Origin of the sequence: Mesorhizobium sp. LjNodule214 (assembly GCF_964252735.1) — a bacterium.
Lineage (GTDB): Bacteria > Pseudomonadota > Alphaproteobacteria > Rhizobiales > Rhizobiaceae > Mesorhizobium.
On sequence record NZ_CAXUPE020000003.1, the window covers coordinates 1 to 17,351 of the forward strand.

Genomic DNA, 17,351 nt, shown 5'->3' on the forward strand with positions numbered 1-17,351 from the left:
ACGATTGTTCCGACTCGCATTTCAACAGGAAACGCCATGCCACCCCTCAGGATAGCCGTCGCCGGTGCGCTCGGCCGCATGGGCCGCCAGATGGTGGAAGCTGTCGAGGCCGATCCGCGGCTGGCGCTGGCCGCTCGCTTCCATCGACCAGGCATCAACGGCGAGGGGCTGGTCAGCCGCGACGGGGCGCTTGTATCAGCCGATGTCGTCGTCGACTTCACCACGCCTGTAGCGTCCGTGGCATTGGCCGAAGCCTGCGCTGCCCGTGGCGGGCCGGCACTGGTGATCGGCTCGACCGGCTTCGACGACAGCGAGCTCGCCGCCATTGCCGCTGCTGCCAAAACCATCGCCATCGTTTGCTCCGGCAGTTACTCCCTCGGGCTCAACTTGCTGACTGGGCTGGTCGAGCAGGCGGCAAGCGCACTCGATCCCGAGGATTGGGATGTCGAGATATTCGAGGCGCATCATCGCTCCAAGGTCGACGCGCCGTCGGGCACGGCGCTGATGCTGGGCGAGGCCGCTGCCAGGGGACGCGGCATCGAACTCGACGGCGTGGCGCGGCGCGTTCGCGACGGCATCACCGGCGCCCGGCCGCAAGGCGAGATCGGCTTCGCGGTGATGCGCGGCGGCAGCATCGTCGGCGAGCACAGTGTCAGCTTCTGCGCCGAGGGCGAGATGGTCACCCTGTCGCATGCGGCCGGCGACCGCGTCATGTTCGCGCGCGGCGCCATCGCCGCCGCCCTCTGGGTGGCCGGACGCCCGCCCGGCCAATACGACATGCGCGACGTGCTTGGACTGGACGACTAAGCAAGGCGAACCGCTTGCATCGTCATCCGCCCGCAAGGCAAACACCTTAGTTGGTTCGGTCGCTGCCCGTCCTTTGGGGGCGCAACCCCCGTCAATTGGCATAAAACCGAACCGTTCGGTTCGATTTCCGTTGACGCACCGTGCACGACGGTGTGAACGCCGGCTCGGAAAATCTTGTCGCCGGCACGAGGTGTATTCGCCTAACTATATGATATCGCTTGGAAAGATTATGGCAAAGGAAGCCTCCAGCCGGATTTCAAGCGCCGTTTCTGAGGTTTTTCGGGCACATCTTCGTGACTGGAAATGGCAGTACCACAGACCCATCTCGGGGTGGTCCGAGCGACGCGAATTCCTCCCAAGGCACGCCACTTGACGGACAGAACAGTAAACTACTGGAGTACCTGAAATGACCAAGATCGCTCTTGCCGCTGCCGCCATTCTCGTTGCCACGGGCAGCGCCTTCGCGGGCAGCGACCACTATGGTTCGAACAACGTCAACCAGCCGGCCGTTACCGCGCCTGCCGACAATCTGGACCACAACTTCACGGCTTCGATCCGCAAGCCGGTCGAACACCAAGGCTTCAAGTTGACGCCCGATTCGGTCCAGCCGGAATCCGGCCAGGGTATCTGGGGCCGCTAAGCGCGGACCCGATCCCGCCATCCTCGTTGCCACCGGCGCCGCTTTCGCTGGCAAAGAAAATTATGGCTCGAACAGCGCCAACCAGCCGACGACTGCCGCGGTCGACAGCACCGTGACGGCTTCGATCAGGACGACGGACGCGTCGGTCCAGAAGCCGCTGACCCAGGGCGGCGACCGCAACCTGTTCGGCAATCGCTGATCGGCTCGATCCGAGAAAGACCTCAAGGCGGCGGGCTTGTCCCGCCGCTCTCTGCCGATCTTCGGCAACGAAGCGCGGCTAGCCCAATTCCTTCGGCCTGATGCAATGTGTCAGCCGGGCACTGCCCAAGGTGAGATCCGCCCAGTCGCCGTCGACGTCAAAACGGGCCAGCGCCGAGGTCGGGAATTTCTCTTCGAGCTTTTTCAGCGCCCCGGCATCCGATCCGTCGCCGGCAAGCTGGCGCGCGAACTCTTCAAGCCCGGGATTGTGACCGAGCACCAGAAGGCTGCCCGCCTTCGCCTTTGCCTGCCGCACCTTGGCCAGAATGTCCGCCGCTGCGGCTTCGTAGAGCGCCAGGGCAAAATCGGCCGGCACTTTTTTTGGCAGTTCCGCCGAGACCAGCCGCCATGTGTCGCGGGTGCGCAGCGCCGACGACACCAGCGCCAGGTCCGGCAGCCAGCCGCGCCGAGCAAGTTCGCGCCCCATCAGCGGCGCCGTCTTCAACCCGCGCGCTCCGAGCGGCCGGTCGAAATCGGCGAGCTTGGGGTCGTCCCAGCTCGACTTGGCGTGACGCAGGACAAACAGTTGTCTGGTTGTCGCCATGCCAGCCTCTCTTACGGCGTGATCCGCGCCAGTTGCTCAAGATCGCGCTCTTCGCGCAGCGGGTCCGGCGCCATCACCACCGAGGTGCCGTTCTCAGCGTCGTCGGCGAAGTGGGCGAGCACGGTGTGGCCCTTCTCCATGCGCGCCTTGCCTTCGGCGACCAGTCCCAACGCCAGCGGATAGAGCCGGTGCTCGGCCTTGAGCACGCGCGCGGCCAGCGTGTCCTCATTGTCGCCGACCATGACCGGCACCGCCGCCTGGGCGATGATCGGGCCGTCATCCATGTCCAGCGTGACGAAATGCACCGTGCAGCCATGGATGCGCATGCCGGCACGGAGCGCCCGCGCATGGGTGTCCAGCCCCTTGAAGGCGGGCAGCAGGGCAGGGTGGATGTTGACCATCCGCCCCAGCCATTTCTCGACGAAGCGGGCGCCGAGGATGCGCATGTAGCCGGCAAGAGCCACGATCTCGGCGTGGAAGCCGATAAGCGCGGCGTCGATCGCCCCGTCATGCGCTTCCTTGCTGGCATAGTCGGCGCGCACGATGACCTTGGTCGGGATGCCACGCGCCTGCGCGATGGCGAGGCCTGCGGCGCTGGCACGGTCGGAGATGACGCCGACGATCTCGGCCGGATAGGCCGGGTCCGCCGCAGCGGCGATCAGCGCCGTCATGTTGGAGCCCCGTCCCGAAATCAGCACCACGGTGCGTTTCTTGCTCATAGGCCGATCGAGCCCCGATAGATGACACCGGCGTCGCGGCGCGGCACGATGCGGCCGATCGGCGTCACCGTCTCGCCGGCCTCCTGCAGCACGGCCGCGACCTGCGCCGCCTGGCCGGAGGCGACGGCGAGGATCATGCCGATGCCGCAATTGAAGGTGCGCATCATCTCTTCCGGCGCGACGCCGCCGGTCTTGGCCAGCCACGAGTACACCGGGGGCACCTCGATGGCCTCGAGGTCGAGTTCGGCGGAGAAATCCTTCGGCAGCACGCGCGGAATGTTTTCCGGGAAGCCGCCGCCGGTGATGTGCGCCAGCGCCTTGATGCCATGCGTGTTGCGGATCGCTTTGAGGATCGACTTGACATAGATGCGCGTCGGCTCGAGCAGCGCCTCGGCAAGCGTCGACTCGTCGTTGAACGGCGCCGGGTCGCTCCAGGCAAGACCGCTCACGCCGACGATGCGCCGCACCAGCGAAAAGCCGTTAGAGTGCAGGCCGGAGGAGGCGAGGCCAAGCAGCACGTCGCCCTCGACGATATCGTCGGTCGGCAGCAACTGGCCGCGTTCGGCGGCACCCACGGCAAAGCCGGCAAGGTCGTAGTCGTTGCCGTGATACATGCCGGGCATCTCGGCCGTCTCGCCGCCGATCAGCGCGCAGCCGGCCTGCCGGCAGCCCTCGGCAATGCCGCCGACGATCGCCGCACCCTGGTCGGGATCGAGCTTGCCGGTGGCGAAATAGTCGAGGAAGAACAGCGGCTCCGCGCCCTGCACGACGATGTCGTTGACGCACATGGCGACGAGGTCGATGCCGATCGTGTCGTGCTTGCCGGCGTCGATGGCGATCTTCAGCTTGGTGCCGACGCCGTCATTGGCGGCGACCAGCACCGGATCGGTGAAGCCGGCAGCCTTGAGGTCGAACAGGCCGCCAAAACCGCCGATCTCGCCATCGGCGCCCGGCCGGCGCGTCGCGCGCACCAGCGGCTTGATCTTCTCGACCATCAGATTGCCGGCATCTATGTCGACGCCCGCCTCGGCATAGGTGAGCCCGTTCTTGCGCTTGCTCATACTCTTTCCCTGCTTTCCCGGGCTCTTCGCATGAACGGTTTCGGTCCGCAAGGATAACGGACGGGATGGCGGAGTTTTGCCCCCCGATAAAAGCGGGGATAGCCGGCGAAGCTGCCGATCTCCCCCTCGTGGAGGAGATGGCCGGCAGCTTCTCCCTTGCGCCCACCCCCCATCTCCATCATCTATCAGCAAACAAAAGCGACGGGACATGCGCTTGACCATCCCCAACATGATCACGATCATGCGCTTTCTGCTGGTGCCCGCCGTGGTGCTGGCCATGTTGCAGGCGCACTGGGGCTGGGCGTTTGCCGGCTTCCTCGTCGCCGGCATTTCCGATGGCGTCGACGGCTTCATCGCCCGCCGCTACAACCAGAATTCCGAGCTCGGTGCCTATCTCGACCCGATGGCCGACAAGGTGCTGCTGGTTTCGGTGTTCGTGGTCATGGGCTTCATCGGCGAGCTGCCGCTGTGGCTGGTCGTCACCATGGTGTCGCGCGATGCGCTGATCATCTGCGCGGTGCTTTTGTCGACCGTGATGGCGCATCCGGTCGAGATGAAGCCGCTCTTCGTGTCGAAGGCCAACACCGCCATCCAGATTGTGCTGGCGGCGGTGGTGCTGGGCGAGCTTGCCTTCGACATCCATCTCGACCCGTTGAGGCCCGCGCTCATATTGTTGTCGGGGGTCTTGACCGTGGCTTCGGCCGCGGCCTATCTCGTGGGCTGGCTGAGGCATATGAGCGGCTATGGCGAAGGCTCCACACCGGGCACCTGATCAAGGATCGATCGAAGCGGCCGCCGAGGCCGTGGCGGCCGGCGAAGCTGCGTCTCTTGCGTTCCGCCGCCAGATCTTCTTCTGGCTGGCCACGGCCGTGCTGCCGGCGCTGTTCCTCTACGTCTTCTCCAGCATCCTGCTGCCGTTCGTCGCCGGCATGGTGCTGGCCTATTTCCTCGATCCCGTCGCCGACCGGCTGCAACGGCTCGGCCTCTCCAGGCTGATGGCGACGGTGGTTATCCTCATTGCCTTCATCGTCGTCCTGGTGCTGGCCTTCGTCATCCTTGTGCCGGTGCTGGCCACGCAGATGGCCGATTTCGCCGGCAAGCTGCCGGAATACCTGACCCGCCTGCAGGGACTGATCACCAGCTTCGACCCGATTTGGCTGGAACAGAAATTCGGCGTCAACGCCAATAGCCTGCGTGACGGGCTGAACTCGCTGCTCACCTCCGGCTTCGGTTTGTTGAGCACCGTCTTCACCTCGATCTGGAGTTCGGGCGTGGCGCTGGTCTCGGTGGTCAGCCTGTTCGTGGTCACGCCCGTGGTCGCTTTCTACATGCTGCTCGACTGGGACCGCATGGTGGCGATCGTCGACAGCTGGGTGCCGCGCGACTATGTCCAGACGGTCAGGGCGATCGCCAGGGACATCAACACCGCCACCGCTGGCTTCGTGCGCGGCCAAGGCACGCTCTGCCTTGTGCTGGGCGCCATGTACGCCACCGGCCTGACGCTGACCGGGCTCAATTTCGGCATCCTGATCGGCCTGTTTGCCGGGCTGATCTCCTTCATACCCTATGTCGGCTCGCTGACCGGGCTGGTGCTGGCCGTCGGGGTCGCCTTCGTCCAGTTCTGGCCGGACTGGATGATGGTTGTGGCGGTGGCCGCCGTGTTCTTCGTCGGCCAGTTCATCGAGGGTAACATCCTGCAGCCGCGGCTGGTCGGCAAAAGCGTCGGCCTGCATCCGGTGTGGCTGATGTTCGCGCTGTTTGCCTTCGGCGCGCTGTTCGGCTTCGTCGGCCTGTTGATCGCCGTGCCGGCCTCGGCCGCCGTGGCCGTGCTGGTGCGCTTTGCCATTGCCCGCTATCTCGAATCGCCGCTCTACAAGGGCCATGCCGCCGAACCCGTCCCGCCGCTGCCGGCCATCCGCCGCAAGGGACCGCGTGGCTGAGCCTGATGGCTGACCAGAAAACCGACCCGCCGCGCCAGCTGCCGCTCGATCTTGGCCACGGCACCGGCTATTCGCGCGACGAGCTCGTCGTCTCCGGAACCAACAGCCAGGCCGCAGCACTGGTCGACCGCTGGCCGGACTGGCCGTCGCCGGTGGTGGTGCTGGCCGGGCCGGCCGGCTCGGGCAAGACGCATCTGGCCTCGATCTGGCAAGCTCGCGCCGGCGCAGTCGGGGTCGATGCCGGCCGCATCGAAGACTGTATCGCCGGTCTCGGCGACAGGCCGGCGCTGATCGACGATGTCGACAAGGCACGGATCGACGAGGCGGGCCTGTTCCACCTCATCAACGCCGTGCGCGGCGCCGGCTCGACCCTGCTGTTGACGGCGCGGCGTTTTCCCCTGGCCTGGGGTGTGGCGCTGCCTGATCTTGTCTCGCGGCTGAAGGCGGCGGCGACGGTCGAGATCCACGAGCCCGACGACCTGCTGCTCGCGGGCGTCATCACAAAGCTGTTCGCCGACCGCCAGGTCGAGGTCGAGCCGCATGTCGTGCAATATCTGGTGCGCCGCATCGAGCGCTCGCTGGCCACCGCCATGCGCGTCGTCGAACGGCTCGACCGCATTGCCCTGGAGCGCAAGACGCCGATCACCCGCGCGCTCGCCGCCGAGACCGTCAGCGCCATGGACCAAGGGCAGGGCGAGTTCGAGATTTAGGCGCATGGGGGCCGTCGCTGCTGTCCCATTTCGGGATCAAATCACTGGCATCCATCTTGCAGCACCAGTTTGCCGGCTTAACCCCCGGTCCTGATTGCGTTCCAAATCAGGTTGTAGGCTCGCCGGGAGTTGTGGCGGTTGGGGTCCTCGCCCGGCGAGCTTGCCTTTCTTACATCGCCCGAATGGGCGTATCGATCCTAATTCCCAAGCGGTCCTCCACTTTCGTGGCAATTTCGTTCAAGGTCGCCATCAGCCTGTTGATCTGCGACAGGGTGGTGGCCATCTCCGGACCATATCGCGTCACCAGATACTCCCGGCTCCCCGTAAGATTGGTCAGGTGGTGTGCCGTGCGTTTTCGCAGGGAAAGTCCCGAGGCGGCCGCTCTCGAGGTGCGTTCGGCAAAATCATGCTGCAAGCCGCGCACCGACTTGTGATCAGAACCAGTCAGCAGCAGATGGGCATTCAGGTAGAGTTCGATTGCGTGAAGCGCGGCGAAACGACATGGCACCAATGAAAGCGCATTGCCCTTGCGTCGATTTTCAAACAAGTAGTTCGCGGCCAGTCTGAACTCGCTAGCGAGTTTCAGGATCTGCTCAGCTGTTGCTCCTTCACCAGGATAGGAAGCGCCCATTCTACTTGCGTAGCCCCAAACCGCCACCCCGGCAGTCCTTGAAGATGACTTGACGCCAAGCGCCACGTCAAGGCCTCAGCCCTCCTCGCCGGCCTGCCCGGCTCGTTCCACGCCGAAGCGCCGCCTGTAATCTCCCGGCACCAGCCCCGTTATCCTGGCGAACACTTTCCGAAACGAGCCGGGGTCGTCATAGCCGACATCCCAGGCGATCTGGTCGACGGATCGCGTCGTCATTTCCAGCATGTCGCGCGCCTTGCCGACCCGCAGGTGCTGGCAATATTCGGTTGGCTTGAGGCCGGTGGCGTTGCGGAAGCGGCGCAGGAAGGTTCGCTCCTCCAGCCCGGCCTGCTCGGCCATAGAGCCGAGCGTGACATCGCGCGCGCCCCTTGCCTGCAGCCAGTGCTGCACCTTGAGGATCGCCTCGTCGCCATGGTTCAGCCGCGGCGCGAAGGGACTGTAGAAACGCTGCTCGCGTCCCGGCGGGTCGACCAGCATGAAGCGCGCCGTCGCCATCATGACTGCCGGGCCAAGCACCCTGTCGACCAGCTTGAGGCCGAGATCGGTCCAGGCCATGTAGCCGCCGGCGGTGATGATGTCGCCATCGTCGATGACCAGCCTGTCAGCGTCGAGCAGGATATCGGGAAAGCGTTTGGCCAGCGCCTCGCTATAGGCCCAGTGCGTCGTGGCAGCGCGGCTGGACAGCAGGCCGGTTTCGGCAAGCACGAAGGCGCCGGCGCAGACCGAGCCCAGCGTCGCACCCGCTGCGTGGCGGGCTCTCAGCCACTCGGCATAGGGTGCCGCCGCCTCGCGTGCGATCGGATCGCCGAGGGTCGGCGGCAGGATGGCCATCGCCGGACCGTTGTCGGGCCTGGGCACGCGGCTCGCCGGCTCGCTGTCGAAGCTGCGGACGACGGCATCGTCCTGCAATTGCCAGTAGCTGATGCGAAGCCGCGGCGCCTGTGTCGACCGCGCCTGCGCCATCTGGTCGGCAAGCATGAAAAGATCGGTGAGCCCAAGCACGGCCGCCTGCTGCGCGCCGGGATAGATGACGAGCCCGATTTCGATCGGATCACGCACAGTGGCCATCTGTCAGTTTTGCCTCGTTCAATGTCTGTTTTGCCAATTCTCACCATGACCGAGCTTCACTATCTTGTCCACAGAAGGAGCGAACCTTCCCCGACAACCGTCCAACTTCAGGAGCAGGACGATGAGCACATTCACCACCAGCGACGGCACCGAGATCTTCTACAAGGATTGGGGCACCGGCCAGCCAGTCGTTTTCCATCACGGCTGGCCGCTCAGTTCCGACGACTGGGACAACCAGATGCTGTTCTTCCTCGACAAGGGTTTTCGCGTCATCGCCCATGACCGGCGCGGCCATGGCCGTTCCTCGCAGACCGCGACCGGCAACGACATGGACACCTATGCCGCCGACGTCGCAGCACTTGCCGAGCATCTCGATCTCAAGCATGCCGTCCATATCGGCCATTCGACCGGCGGTGGCGAGGTGGCGCGCTACGTTGCCCGCCACGGCGGCGGCCGCGTCGCCAAGGCGGTGCTGATCGGTGCGGTGCCGCCTATCATGGTCAAGTCCGACAGCAACCCGGGCGGCCTGCCGATAGAGGTCTTCGACGGCTTTCGCGCAGCTCTTGTCGCCAACCGCGCCCAGTTCTTCAGGGATGTTCCGGCGGGTCCGTTCTACGGCTTCAACCGCGACGGCGCCAAGGTCTCGCAAGGGGTCATCGACAATTGGTGGCGCCAAGGCATGATGGGCGGCGCCAAGGCCCACTACGACTGCATCAAGGCTTTCTCCGAGACCGACTTCACCGACGATCTCAGGAAGCTCGACGTGCCCGTGCTGATCATGCATGGCGGCGACGACCAGATCGTGCCAATCGAGGATTCGGCCCTGCTGGCGGCAAAGCTGGTCAAGCAAGGCACGCTGAAGGTCTATGAGGGCCTGTCGCACGGCATGTGCACCACGCATCCGGAGATCATCAACCCGGACCTGCTGGCCTTCATCCAGAGCTGACGCGGCATTGCCGATGCAGGCGTGGCGGCCACGACGCGAGCCGCCTTTGGAGACAAATGGCCGCTTTGGCGGTCATGCGCGGCGAGAAAGACCTTCGCCGCGCCTCACTGTCGAATCTTGGAAGCTAGCGTGCCGATTGTTTTCTGGCGGCAATCGCGCAGAGGAAAGCCAGTGCGGCGGCATCGCATGCCGTGCGAGACGGACCTTTGGCGAAAAGAACCGCGTCCGCGGCTGGGATCGTCAGGCCATATTTTTTGGCGAAAGAGGTAACTTCGTACGGCTGGTCGTCAGCTTGACTGCGTCTCTCGAACTCATATTCCATGCACTGTCTCCTCCCGTTCTACGACCCCGTCCCCTCCTTGGTCAGACGCAAAAATTTAACCACCGACGGCCAGCGCAAGTCCAGCAACTGGGAATTGTGCTAAAACGATACATTCTGAAATCGCGCTCCAACGGCGGTTGCAGGAAACCGCACGGGGGATCGAACGGCAAGCATGGCAGCCGAGGCGACGGACCTGTCGTCATCGCCGGATCGTATCGTTCATGTGGGGAAATGGTCGGAGTGGAGAGATTCGAACTCCCGACCCTCTGGTCCCAAACCAGATGCGCTACCAGGCTGCGCTACACTCCGAGTTGCTGCGGCGTATAAGGTTCCGGGCCTTGCCGCGCAACCCCCTTGAGCGATGAAACCGCGCAAAGTGCGGCAGTGGCGCGAAAAGCCGCCGCGATCGCCTCCCTGGACGCCAGAGACGGGATTGCCAGCTCCGTGCGGATGGCCGTGCGCCGCCATGCGCCCACACATGACGGCGGATCGGCACCGGCCTGGCAGGCGATGCTACTTCGCCATCTTCTCGCAGGCCTTCATGGCCTCTGGCGTCGAGGTGTCGACGACGTAGGTCTTGCCGTCGTCGCCGGTCATTATCATGACGCAATGATCGAGCGGCTTGGCCATCTTCATCATGTCGCCCATCATCTTGTCGTCGGGCTTCATCATCATCGTGCCCATGTGTCCGTCCGGCATGATGGCGACGACCTCGCCGCCTTTCATCATTTTCATCATGCCCATGGCGTCATCGGCCAGAGCCGGTGTCGCGGAAAGGGCGATAAGGCAGAGTGCGGATTTGAGAAGCTGCATCTTTTCCTCCTGGCCGCCGGCGGATCAAGGCGCGAAACGGTCTTGCCTGGCGGGCACTTGTCGCGGTTCGCTGCCGGGATGGCAGGGCGACTCTTGATATTCGCTGGAGGAGTTGGCTTTGTTACGTGCGCCAGGCGTTCTTGCAGGAATAAATCGCGGGTTGGCCATCGTCGACGCGACGCATCGATTGTGCCGGCATCCGCTCTAACTCTTTGTTTTTACGCAATTCCGGACGGAAAGCCGTTGCGCACTTTTCCTGGAATTGCTCAGCGCGTCTGTCGGGCGATCTTGCGGGCGAGCGCGTCGCCCTGGATGCGGGCATTGGAAAAACAGCCGCGGATGCTCGGCCGCATGCCGGTGAACCAGATGCCGGGCAGTTTCGGGTCGCTGTCGGAACCGTTGAACAGCGGCACCCCCTTGCCGTCGAGCACGCGGAGCTTGCCGACCATCGTCTCCAGCCCGGTGCGGTAGCCGGTGGCGGCAATGACGATGTCGGGCGCGATCGTCTGGCCATTGTCGAGAATGACGCCGTCCGGCGTGAATTCGCGCAGCTGCGGCACGACGATGATCCTGCCTGCCCTGATGGCGGCGGCGGCGCCGTCGTCGGCGGCGATCGCGGTGTAGTCGCCGGCCAGGCGGCTGGCGCCGCCTGAAGGCGACGCAGGCAGGCCGAATTTGCTGAGGTCGCCAAGGGCGAGCCGCTGCGTGGCCGCGATTACAGCGTCGGCGAGCCACACCGGCAGGCGCGCCAGCACCGGCGAAAACCGGTGCACGGCGATCTTGCGGCCGATGCGCTTGGGCAGCAGCGCCGGGCCGTTGCGCGCCGACAGCCACATCTGACCGGGGTTCGCCCCGGCGAGGTGATTGAGCGCGTCGAAGCCCGAATTGCCGGCGCCGACCACCAGCACCGTCTTGCCGCTATAATCCCTGGCCGAGCCGAAATCCGCCGAATGGACAATCCGTCCGGCAAAGCCCTCCATGCCTTTCCACTGCGGAATGAAAGGCTGGCGGTCGCGCCCGGTGGCGACGACGACATGGCGCGCGCGCCGTGGACCGGCGCTGGTCCGCACGATCCAGTGGTCGCCGCCGGACACGATCTCGTCGACGGCGACGCCGAACGTGACCGGCAGCCGGTGCGTCTCGGCGAATTCGTTGAGGTGGCGGATGACGGCGGTTCGGTGCGGAAATCCGGGCGTGCCGGCGGGGTAGGTGACACCCGGCAGCGCGGAAAGGTCGCGATGCGTGTTGAGATGCAAATTCTCGTGCCGCCGGTGCCAGGGCTCGGCCAACCGGTTCTCGCGCTCCAGCACCTGCACCGCCACGCCGGCCCTGATCAGCGCGTGCGCGGCGGCGAGCCCGGCCGCGCCGCCGCCGATCACGATCGCGCCGTCGAAGATTGCCGGTTCGCCGGTCCGCAAGGTTTCCGCCACCATGTCCGTCATTGTCATAACCGTGATTGGCACACCAGTGTATCCGACATATGCCGCATGCGGCGCCGCGCGGGTCAAAGACCCGTCGTCCGACGCGGTTGCCAAACCGTCATCCGACGCGGCTGCAAAACCTGTCGGCCTTGCCGCCGGCGCCATTGCACAGTAATGACGGGTTGGCGCATGACCCCGAGACCCTGAATCGGGTTTTTCGAGGGCAGGCGCCGGTTCAGGAGTACCTGGAGGGTCGGCCCCAGGGAGCAACGAGGTGGTCATGTCCGCGCGCATTTTCAGCCCAGCCAAAACCGCGATGCAATCCGGCAAGGCCAAGACCGGACATTGGGTGCTGGAATTCGATCCCGCGCAGCGCAAGAAGATCGACCCGCTGATGGGCTACACCACTTCCGGCGACATGCTGAGCCAGATCAGGCTGACCTTCGACACCAGGGAAGAGGCGGTGGCCTATGCCGAGCGCGAAGGGCTCGCCTTCCGCGTCGAGGAACCGAAGGAACCCAAGCGCCGGCAGATTTCCTACGCGGAGAATTTCCGCTATGACCGCAGGACGCCCTGGACGCACTGACCGGCATTGCCGGGCAACGCCCGGGCGTGAAGACATCAGCCGGCGCGGCCGGCCAGCGGTCCCGTAGCTCAGCTGGATAGAGCACCGGCCTTCTAAGCCGATGGTCACAGGTTCGAATCCTGTCGGGATCGCCAACATTTCAAGGGCTTAGCGTTTGTACGGCGAGCAAGTTCCAACTCGGCCAGCACAGAACCGGAAGCCGGTAGGTTCACGTGGCTGAGGCAGAGATTCAGGTCAGGCCAGCATCTCCTGAATCTAATGCAGATAACCCAAAAGCCACAGGATGATGATGACCGGTATCGGAATCCCGATGAGCCAGAGTAGCGCTCCTCGTAGCATGATGTCCTCCTTGGCTTGTAGGAGGCAACGCGCCCCGAGTGGCTTGGTTCCGCGAGCGGTATCGGTCTACTTTGGCCGGTGAACGGCAGGTGAGGGCGGTAGCTACAGAGGCGCCTGATCGGTCAAACGTTCGGAGAGCCGCCATAGAGCTGCACCCCGAGTCGCTCGCCTCTCCTCCACCGAACAACGGCGCGATAGGTGGCGTCGTCGGCTTGTACATGAAGCACAAAGCGATCCGGTATTTTCACGCCGGGAGCGACGCGCAACTCAGCTCCATTTTCGTGCTGATTTCTAACGGAGCAGCCTATCTCGGCGTCCTCCGTTGTGATGGTCGCTTCCTTCAGCACAATCTCTCGTGCATGAAGGCGCCGCTCCTTGCGGGGGCCGGACGGGTCCATTCGATACCTCACTTCTCCCGGAAATCCTGCAGCCCCCAGTTTTCCAGCTCTATGTCTTCCAGCCCCAAGTCTTCCTCGTCTCGATGATGCTTCACGCGACCGCTCAGTCCCGGACCGTGGCAGGCATGCTCACGCATCGGACCTCATGCAAATTGAATTTCAATTAATATCGTAGAGCTGTTTCCATTCCGTTAGCGGTCGCTAAAACGTTTCCGGAAACCTTCCGGCCCCGGCCGCCGTTCTGGTCGGCAGGCAGTATCAACGACAGTGTGCGACGGCCTGAACGCGGCAATCGGGTTTGCTCGGCCTACTCGACCAGCACATGCGCCTCACGGGCTGCGCCGACAAACGCATCCATGGCCGCATCGGCCGGAAGATCGCCGCTCATGGCACGGCGGCAGGCGCGCAGCGCCGAGCCGTGTTGCGCACTTCCGGCGTCGCGCCATTGGCCTGTCAGCAATTCGACCGCCTGCTGGGCATTGGAAATGTGCCGGATCGAGCCCGCGATGCCCACCGAAACCGCAACCGGCCTCGAAAACCATCCCTGGGTCATGGGTAAAACCCTTGCTGTTATGATCCACCAAAACGCAGAATGCGGCGCTAGGTTTCATCACCGCGTCTCAACTGGTCGTGAACTGCCTGTTGCCGCTGATTTCTCCCTTGTGGCTGTCGCGAAACATGCGGCGCACTGTAAATGCGGCTTGAACAACTCGTTATATTCTTGCTGAAAGAGCGCGACGCTGGTACTTGTTGGTGGCGCAGATTCAAAAATATCGAACCTGCGTCGGCTTGCGTAACGCACAAAATCGCGCATGCTGTCCCGGCCATGATCCCGAATGGTGGCAACCTGTTTCGAGAAGGATCATGGTCAAACGAGAAGCAGAGCCCCGTCCCGCAAAAATGAGGGATGGCCAGCTCAGGCAATGCTCTGGATGTCTGATGCCATTGCCCCCATGGCGTTCGGAAGAGCAAGGCATATGGGGAAATAAATGGTCTCGAAGGAACTTACTTCCAACGCCGAAACAGCGGCCGCCTTCCTGTCCGTGATGGGCAACGGCAAGCGGCTTTTGATCATGAACTATCTGGCTGAGGGCGAATTGTCGGTCGGCGTTCTCGCCGACAAAGTCGAGCTCAGCCAGTCCGCGCTCTCGCAGCATCTTGCCAAGTTGCGGAGGTTCGGCATCGTCGAAACCCGCCGCGACCGGCAGATGGTCTACTATTCCTGCAAGTCGGCCGCCGCGCGCGAACTGCTCGCTTTGCTGGACGGCTTGCTGGCAAAGGAGAAGCCGCTCGCGGGCCGCCATCAGCAGTACGTCACCGAAAGGCAGCGCCGGCCGCAGGCAGCCTGAGGGCGGGGCGCCGGTATCCGCCGGGCACGGCCGTGCCCGGCGACGCGGCCTTAGTCGGCAGTTGGTCAAGCAGGCGGCGTTGGGTCGGGAACGCCACCGCTGTTGAGGTGTTGTCGGCACTTTGGAGATGATCGGGATCATCGACAGCGCGGCGATCGCAAAGTCGACGTCGGACCTGCTCGGGCAATGTGGACTCTCGATTCCTGGCCACCTATCCTGCCGAGGGCGGGTCCATATATAGCGGGACGGTCCTTGCCGGGCTTCTTATCCACGAAGCGATGGGCAGCTCTTCCTCGATTTTCGGAGCCGACGATGTTCGATCCAGAAAAGGCCAGGGCTGCATCGCAGTTGCTGGTAAGCCATTGGGACAAGGGCACCCGTCTCGACGCCATACCCGAGGAATTGCGGCCACAAACGCGGATCGAAGGCTACGCCGTCCAGTCGCATGTGATGGACCGTTCGGCGGCTCCACTGTTCGGCTGGAAGATCGCCGCAACCAGTCTGGCTGGACAAAGGCACATCAACGTCGACGGCCCGATGGCCGGGCGTCTCCTCGCCGAAAAAGCGGTTGAGGTCGGCGGGGCTGTTTCCCTGGCGACGAGCACGATGCGTGTTGCAGAGATAGAATTCGCTTTTCGTTTCGGCCGCCAGTTGCCGCCTCGTTCGGCACCTTATGACATCGCTGAAGTGATGGATGCCGTGGCGACCGTGCACCCGGCGATCGAAATACCGGACTCGCGATACGACGATTTCTGCGTGGTCGGCGCGCCGCAACTGATAGCGGACAACGCCTGTGCCAATCTGTTCGTCATCGGCGAGGCTGTAGAGGACGATTGGCGCGACGTGGATCTCGCACAGCACCCGGTGGTCGCTTTCGTTTCCGGAAAGTCTGAGCATAATGGAACGGGGGCAGCGGTGTTGGGCGACCCTCGTATTGCGCTGACCTGGATCGTCAATGAATTGTCGGGCTTGGGCATAGCGCTCCAGCCGGGACAAGTGGTGATAACCGGTGCCTGCGTGACGCCGATCAGCGTCGAAGCCGGTGACGAAGTCACCGGCGATTTAGGCAGGTTTGGTCGCGTCTCGGTCAGGTTTGTCTAAGAGCAATTCCAGGACTAATGCCCGCCGCGCTGCCTGGCCACGACGCTGCGCACCGCTAGCACCAGCACGGTGATGATGATCAGGATCACCGAAAGGGCCGCGATCGCCGGGTCGATGTTGTCGCGCAGGCCCATCCACATCAGCCTCGGCAGCGTGATCGCGTTGACCGAGGTGATGAACAGCGTGACGCCGATCTCTTCCCAGGACAGTACGAAGGACAGAAGTGCGGCGGTGACGATGCCGAACTTGATGTTGGGCATGATGATGCGCGTGGCGCGCTCCCACACGCTGGCGCCAAGGCCACGCGCGGCAAGGTCGATGCGCCGGTCGAGCTGGCTGAGCGAGACCAGGATCAGCACCGTGGCGAAAGGCACAGTCATCACCGAATGCGCCATGGCAACGCCCAGCCAGGTGTCGTAGCCGAAGAACGAGTTGAAGCCTGAGATCGAGGTCAGCAGGAAGTAGAGCGTGATCGCCGAGACCACCGGCGGCACCACCATCGGCAACAGCACGAAGCCGACGAGTGCGGCGGTGAAGCGCGGCTGGATCATCCACACACCGAGGCTGAAGCAGAGCGCCAGCACCGTCGAGATGGCGCTGCTGACGATGCCGATGCGGATCGAGAGCAGGATGGCGTCGATCCAGCGCGGATCCTCGATCAGCGCCCGGTAGTGGCGCAGCGACAATTCCCCCGTCGGCATTGCCAGCATTCGGCTCGGCGTCAGCGACACCGGAATGACGGCCAGCAGCGGCAACAGCAGGAACAGCGCCACCAGCGCGGCGAGGATCAGCGAGACGGGTCCGGGGCGATAGGTCGGCATGGCTACACCAGCTGCTTCGGCCGCACGTAGCGGAAGAGCAGCGCCATTAGCGCGCCGACGAACAGCACCAGCACGACGCTGATTGCCGCGCCCAGGCCCCAGTCCGGGCTCTGGAAGATGCGCAGGTAGATCAGCTCGGCGATCATCACGCTGCGGCCGCCGCCGAGGATCGCCGGCGTGACGAAGAAGCCCAGCGAGAACACGAAGACGATCAGCGCCGAGCCGATGATGCCGGAGCGCGTCATCGGCACGAACACCGACCAGAAGGTGCGCATGCGGCTGGAGCCGAGCCCGCGCGCCGCCAAAAGCACGCGGTCGTCTAGGCTGCGCATGGCAGACGCCAGCGGAAACACCGCGAAGGGGATAAGGAAATGCGTCATGCCGACAATGACGCCGAATTCATTGCGTACCAGCGCCAGCGGCTCCGAGATGAAGCCGATCGATTGCAGCCAGCTGTTGATCAGGCCGCGATTGGACAGCAGCGCCACCCAGCCGAAGGCGCGCGTCAGCACCGAGATCCAGAAGGGAACGAGAATGCAGAACTCGGCGACGACACGCTGCACCGGGCTGCCGCGCACCCAGACCACGGTGATGGCATAGGCCGCCGTCACCGACACCAAAGTGACGATCAGGGCGATGCGCAGCGTGCGGATGAACACCGACTGCACCAGCGGGTCGGTTGCCAGAGCGCCATATTGCCCGAGCCCCGGCGTCGGCAGCGTGACGCTCCACTTGACCACGCCAAGGAACGGCCAGGCGTAGGCCAGCACAAGAAACAGGAGCAGCGGCGCCATCAACAGCGCCGCGCCCATCCTGTCGGAGAGGGTGCCTCTCATATCGGTCCGATTATCCCGGCCCG

At 64.1% G+C, this 17,351-nt stretch carries 23 protein-coding genes and 2 tRNA genes; 11 read left to right on the forward strand and 14 right to left on the reverse strand.

Features of this window, described 5'->3' with window-relative positions:
* Window positions 1-36: 36 nt before the first annotated feature.
* The 3 genes from dapB (at window position 37) to ACSQ3Z_RS25025 (ending at window position 1,646) form a co-directional block, all read left to right on the forward strand.
* A complete protein-coding gene (gene dapB / locus ACSQ3Z_RS25015) occupies window positions 37-807 on the forward strand; it encodes a 4-hydroxy-tetrahydrodipicolinate reductase (RefSeq protein ID WP_436173993.1) in 771 nt (256 codons plus the stop codon).
* A 406-nt stretch (window positions 808-1,213) separates the two neighbouring features.
* Complete coding sequence (locus ACSQ3Z_RS25020; protein ID WP_436173994.1) at window positions 1,214-1,447, forward strand: DUF680 domain-containing protein; 234 nt, start codon at window positions 1,214-1,216, stop codon at window positions 1,445-1,447.
* A 112-nt stretch (window positions 1,448-1,559) separates the two neighbouring features.
* A complete protein-coding gene (locus tag ACSQ3Z_RS25025) occupies window positions 1,560-1,646 on the forward strand; it encodes a hypothetical protein (protein WP_436175129.1) in 87 nt (28 codons plus the stop codon).
* Window positions 1,647-1,724: 78 nt separating this feature from the next.
* Here the strand turns inward: ACSQ3Z_RS25025 and ACSQ3Z_RS25030 are convergent, their stop codons facing one another.
* The 3 genes from ACSQ3Z_RS25030 to purM are packed head-to-tail and all read right to left on the reverse strand — an operon-like array spanning window position 1,725 to window position 4,029.
* Window positions 1,725-2,249 carry a SixA phosphatase family protein gene (locus tag ACSQ3Z_RS25030; RefSeq protein WP_436173995.1) on the reverse strand — a complete coding sequence of 175 codons (525 nt, stop codon included), beginning with the start codon at window positions 2,247-2,249 and terminating at the stop codon, window positions 1,725-1,727.
* An 11-nt stretch (window positions 2,250-2,260) separates the two neighbouring features.
* Window positions 2,261-2,968, reverse strand: a complete 708-nt coding sequence (purN, locus tag ACSQ3Z_RS25035) for a phosphoribosylglycinamide formyltransferase (protein ID WP_436173996.1) — start codon at window positions 2,966-2,968, stop codon at window positions 2,261-2,263.
* Window positions 2,965-4,029: a phosphoribosylformylglycinamidine cyclo-ligase gene (gene purM, locus ACSQ3Z_RS25040; RefSeq protein ID WP_436173997.1), complete on the reverse strand. Its 1,065-nt coding sequence runs from the start codon at window positions 4,027-4,029 to the stop codon at window positions 2,965-2,967. The genes purN and purM overlap by 4 nt, the downstream gene beginning before the upstream one ends.
* Before the next feature lie 214 nt (window positions 4,030-4,243).
* Between purM and ACSQ3Z_RS25045 the strand changes: the two genes are divergently transcribed.
* From ACSQ3Z_RS25045 to hdaA, 3 genes are read left to right on the forward strand one after another with little or no spacing between them, the layout of a single operon-like run.
* Window positions 4,244-4,801: a CDP-alcohol phosphatidyltransferase family protein gene (locus ACSQ3Z_RS25045; RefSeq protein ID WP_436175130.1), complete on the forward strand. Its 558-nt coding sequence runs from the start codon at window positions 4,244-4,246 to the stop codon at window positions 4,799-4,801.
* Complete coding sequence (locus ACSQ3Z_RS25050; protein ID WP_436173998.1) at window positions 4,773-5,969, forward strand: AI-2E family transporter; 1,197 nt, start codon at window positions 4,773-4,775, stop codon at window positions 5,967-5,969. The genes ACSQ3Z_RS25045 and ACSQ3Z_RS25050 overlap by 29 nt, the downstream gene beginning before the upstream one ends.
* A gap of 5 nt (window positions 5,970-5,974) precedes the next feature.
* Window positions 5,975-6,679 (forward strand): DnaA regulatory inactivator HdaA, encoded by a 705-nt coding sequence (hdaA, locus tag ACSQ3Z_RS25055; protein WP_436173999.1) that lies wholly within the window; start codon window positions 5,975-5,977, stop codon window positions 6,677-6,679.
* A 169-nt stretch (window positions 6,680-6,848) separates the two neighbouring features.
* Here hdaA and ACSQ3Z_RS25060 read toward each other — a convergent pair whose 3' ends face one another.
* Window positions 6,849-7,310, reverse strand: a complete 462-nt coding sequence (locus ACSQ3Z_RS25060) for a hypothetical protein (RefSeq protein ID WP_436174000.1) — start codon at window positions 7,308-7,310, stop codon at window positions 6,849-6,851.
* A 75-nt stretch (window positions 7,311-7,385) separates the two neighbouring features.
* Window positions 7,386-8,396 (reverse strand): GlxA family transcriptional regulator, encoded by a 1,011-nt coding sequence (locus ACSQ3Z_RS25065; protein ID WP_436174001.1) that lies wholly within the window; start codon window positions 8,394-8,396, stop codon window positions 7,386-7,388.
* Between the two features lie 121 nt (window positions 8,397-8,517).
* On the opposite strand from ACSQ3Z_RS25065, the gene ACSQ3Z_RS25070 reads away from it, so the two are divergent.
* A complete protein-coding gene (locus ACSQ3Z_RS25070; protein ID WP_436174002.1) occupies window positions 8,518-9,342 on the forward strand; it encodes an alpha/beta fold hydrolase in 825 nt (274 codons plus the stop codon).
* A gap of 124 nt (window positions 9,343-9,466) precedes the next feature.
* Here ACSQ3Z_RS25070 and ACSQ3Z_RS25075 read toward each other — a convergent pair whose 3' ends face one another.
* From ACSQ3Z_RS25075 to ACSQ3Z_RS25090, 4 genes are all read right to left on the reverse strand, one after another.
* The gene (locus ACSQ3Z_RS25075) at window positions 9,467-9,664 is read right to left on the reverse strand and encodes a hypothetical protein (RefSeq protein ID WP_436174003.1); all 198 of its coding nucleotides are present in this window, start codon (window positions 9,662-9,664) and stop codon (window positions 9,467-9,469) included.
* Window positions 9,665-9,896: 232 nt separating this feature from the next.
* Window positions 9,897-9,973 (reverse strand) — tRNA-Pro (locus tag ACSQ3Z_RS25080).
* 204 nt (window positions 9,974-10,177) lie between these two features.
* Window positions 10,178-10,477 (reverse strand): hypothetical protein, encoded by a 300-nt coding sequence (locus tag ACSQ3Z_RS25085; RefSeq protein WP_436174004.1) that lies wholly within the window; start codon window positions 10,475-10,477, stop codon window positions 10,178-10,180.
* A 266-nt stretch (window positions 10,478-10,743) separates the two neighbouring features.
* Window positions 10,744-11,910, reverse strand: coding sequence for a flavin-containing monooxygenase (locus ACSQ3Z_RS25090; RefSeq protein ID WP_436175131.1), 1,167 nt, complete (start codon window positions 11,908-11,910; stop codon window positions 10,744-10,746).
* Window positions 11,911-12,178: 268 nt separating this feature from the next.
* Here ACSQ3Z_RS25090 and ACSQ3Z_RS25095 point away from each other — a divergent pair, with 268 nt between their 5' ends.
* Together ACSQ3Z_RS25095 and ACSQ3Z_RS25100 are read left to right on the forward strand one after the other, a co-directional pair.
* On the forward strand, window positions 12,179-12,484 hold the full coding sequence (locus tag ACSQ3Z_RS25095; RefSeq protein ID WP_120016729.1) for an ETC complex I subunit: 306 nt from the start codon (window positions 12,179-12,181) through the stop codon (window positions 12,482-12,484).
* A 57-nt stretch (window positions 12,485-12,541) separates the two neighbouring features.
* Window positions 12,542-12,618, forward strand: a tRNA-Arg gene (locus ACSQ3Z_RS25100).
* A 327-nt stretch (window positions 12,619-12,945) separates the two neighbouring features.
* Here the strand turns inward: ACSQ3Z_RS25100 and ACSQ3Z_RS25105 are convergent.
* The 3 genes from ACSQ3Z_RS25105 to ACSQ3Z_RS25115 form a co-directional block, all read right to left on the reverse strand.
* Window positions 12,946-13,221 (reverse strand): PilZ domain-containing protein, encoded by a 276-nt coding sequence (locus ACSQ3Z_RS25105; RefSeq protein WP_436174005.1) that lies wholly within the window; start codon window positions 13,219-13,221, stop codon window positions 12,946-12,948.
* Between the two features lie 8 nt (window positions 13,222-13,229).
* Window positions 13,230-13,358, reverse strand: coding sequence for a hypothetical protein (locus ACSQ3Z_RS25110; protein WP_436174006.1), 129 nt, complete (start codon window positions 13,356-13,358; stop codon window positions 13,230-13,232).
* 170 nt (window positions 13,359-13,528) lie between these two features.
* Window positions 13,529-13,774: a DUF982 domain-containing protein gene (locus ACSQ3Z_RS25115; RefSeq protein WP_192181410.1), complete on the reverse strand. Its 246-nt coding sequence runs from the start codon at window positions 13,772-13,774 to the stop codon at window positions 13,529-13,531.
* Between the two features lie 436 nt (window positions 13,775-14,210).
* Here ACSQ3Z_RS25115 and ACSQ3Z_RS25120 point away from each other — a divergent pair, with 436 nt between their 5' ends.
* Together ACSQ3Z_RS25120 and ACSQ3Z_RS25125 are read left to right on the forward strand one after the other, a co-directional pair.
* A complete protein-coding gene (locus tag ACSQ3Z_RS25120) occupies window positions 14,211-14,570 on the forward strand; it encodes an ArsR/SmtB family transcription factor (protein WP_436174007.1) in 360 nt (119 codons plus the stop codon).
* A 312-nt stretch (window positions 14,571-14,882) separates the two neighbouring features.
* Window positions 14,883-15,671, forward strand: a complete 789-nt coding sequence (locus ACSQ3Z_RS25125; RefSeq protein WP_436174008.1) for a 2-keto-4-pentenoate hydratase — start codon at window positions 14,883-14,885, stop codon at window positions 15,669-15,671.
* Between the two features lie 14 nt (window positions 15,672-15,685).
* Here ACSQ3Z_RS25125 and ACSQ3Z_RS25130 read toward each other — a convergent pair whose 3' ends face one another.
* The gene (locus ACSQ3Z_RS25130; protein ID WP_436174009.1) at window positions 15,686-16,492 is read right to left on the reverse strand and encodes an ABC transporter permease; all 807 of its coding nucleotides are present in this window, start codon (window positions 16,490-16,492) and stop codon (window positions 15,686-15,688) included.
* 2 nt (window positions 16,493-16,494) lie between these two features.
* Window positions 16,495-17,328 (reverse strand): ABC transporter permease, encoded by an 834-nt coding sequence (locus tag ACSQ3Z_RS25135; protein WP_436174010.1) that lies wholly within the window; start codon window positions 17,326-17,328, stop codon window positions 16,495-16,497.
* Between the last annotated feature and the right edge of the window lie 23 nt (window positions 17,329-17,351).

Bases quoted from the DNA above. Each gene is read 5' to 3' on its own strand.
- dapB (WP_436173993.1), top strand. From the start codon at position 37: ATGCCACCCCTCAGGATAGCCGTCGCCGGTGCGCTCGGCCGCATGGGC.
- ACSQ3Z_RS25020 (WP_436173994.1), top strand. From the start codon at position 1,214: ATGACCAAGATCGCTCTTGCCGCTGCCGCCATTCTCGTTGCCACGGGC.
- ACSQ3Z_RS25030 (WP_436173995.1), bottom strand. From the start codon at position 2,249: ATGGCGACAACCAGACAACTGTTTGTCCTGCGTCACGCCAAGTCGAGC.
- purN (WP_436173996.1), bottom strand. From the start codon at position 2,968: ATGAGCAAGAAACGCACCGTGGTGCTGATTTCGGGACGGGGCTCCAAC.
- purM (WP_436173997.1), bottom strand. From the start codon at position 4,029: ATGAGCAAGCGCAAGAACGGGCTCACCTATGCCGAGGCGGGCGTCGAC.
- ACSQ3Z_RS25050 (WP_436173998.1), top strand. From the start codon at position 4,773: ATGGCGAAGGCTCCACACCGGGCACCTGATCAAGGATCGATCGAAGCG.
- hdaA (WP_436173999.1), top strand. From the start codon at position 5,975: ATGGCTGACCAGAAAACCGACCCGCCGCGCCAGCTGCCGCTCGATCTT.
- ACSQ3Z_RS25060 (WP_436174000.1), bottom strand. From the start codon at position 7,310: ATGGGCGCTTCCTATCCTGGTGAAGGAGCAACAGCTGAGCAGATCCTG.
- ACSQ3Z_RS25065 (WP_436174001.1), bottom strand. From the start codon at position 8,396: ATGGCCACTGTGCGTGATCCGATCGAAATCGGGCTCGTCATCTATCCC.
- ACSQ3Z_RS25070 (WP_436174002.1), top strand. From the start codon at position 8,518: ATGAGCACATTCACCACCAGCGACGGCACCGAGATCTTCTACAAGGAT.
- ACSQ3Z_RS25075 (WP_436174003.1), bottom strand. From the start codon at position 9,664: ATGGAATATGAGTTCGAGAGACGCAGTCAAGCTGACGACCAGCCGTAC.
- ACSQ3Z_RS25085 (WP_436174004.1), bottom strand. From the start codon at position 10,477: ATGCAGCTTCTCAAATCCGCACTCTGCCTTATCGCCCTTTCCGCGACA.
- ACSQ3Z_RS25090 (WP_436175131.1), bottom strand. From the start codon at position 11,910: ATGGTGGCGGAAACCTTGCGGACCGGCGAACCGGCAATCTTCGACGGC.
- ACSQ3Z_RS25095 (WP_120016729.1), top strand. From the start codon at position 12,179: ATGTCCGCGCGCATTTTCAGCCCAGCCAAAACCGCGATGCAATCCGGC.
- ACSQ3Z_RS25105 (WP_436174005.1), bottom strand. From the start codon at position 13,221: ATGGACCCGTCCGGCCCCCGCAAGGAGCGGCGCCTTCATGCACGAGAG.
- ACSQ3Z_RS25110 (WP_436174006.1), bottom strand. From the start codon at position 13,358: ATGCGTGAGCATGCCTGCCACGGTCCGGGACTGAGCGGTCGCGTGAAG.
- ACSQ3Z_RS25115 (WP_192181410.1), bottom strand. From the start codon at position 13,774: ATGACCCAGGGATGGTTTTCGAGGCCGGTTGCGGTTTCGGTGGGCATC.
- ACSQ3Z_RS25120 (WP_436174007.1), top strand. From the start codon at position 14,211: ATGGTCTCGAAGGAACTTACTTCCAACGCCGAAACAGCGGCCGCCTTC.
- ACSQ3Z_RS25125 (WP_436174008.1), top strand. From the start codon at position 14,883: ATGTTCGATCCAGAAAAGGCCAGGGCTGCATCGCAGTTGCTGGTAAGC.
- ACSQ3Z_RS25130 (WP_436174009.1), bottom strand. From the start codon at position 16,492: ATGCCGACCTATCGCCCCGGACCCGTCTCGCTGATCCTCGCCGCGCTG.
- ACSQ3Z_RS25135 (WP_436174010.1), bottom strand. From the start codon at position 17,328: ATGAGAGGCACCCTCTCCGACAGGATGGGCGCGGCGCTGTTGATGGCG.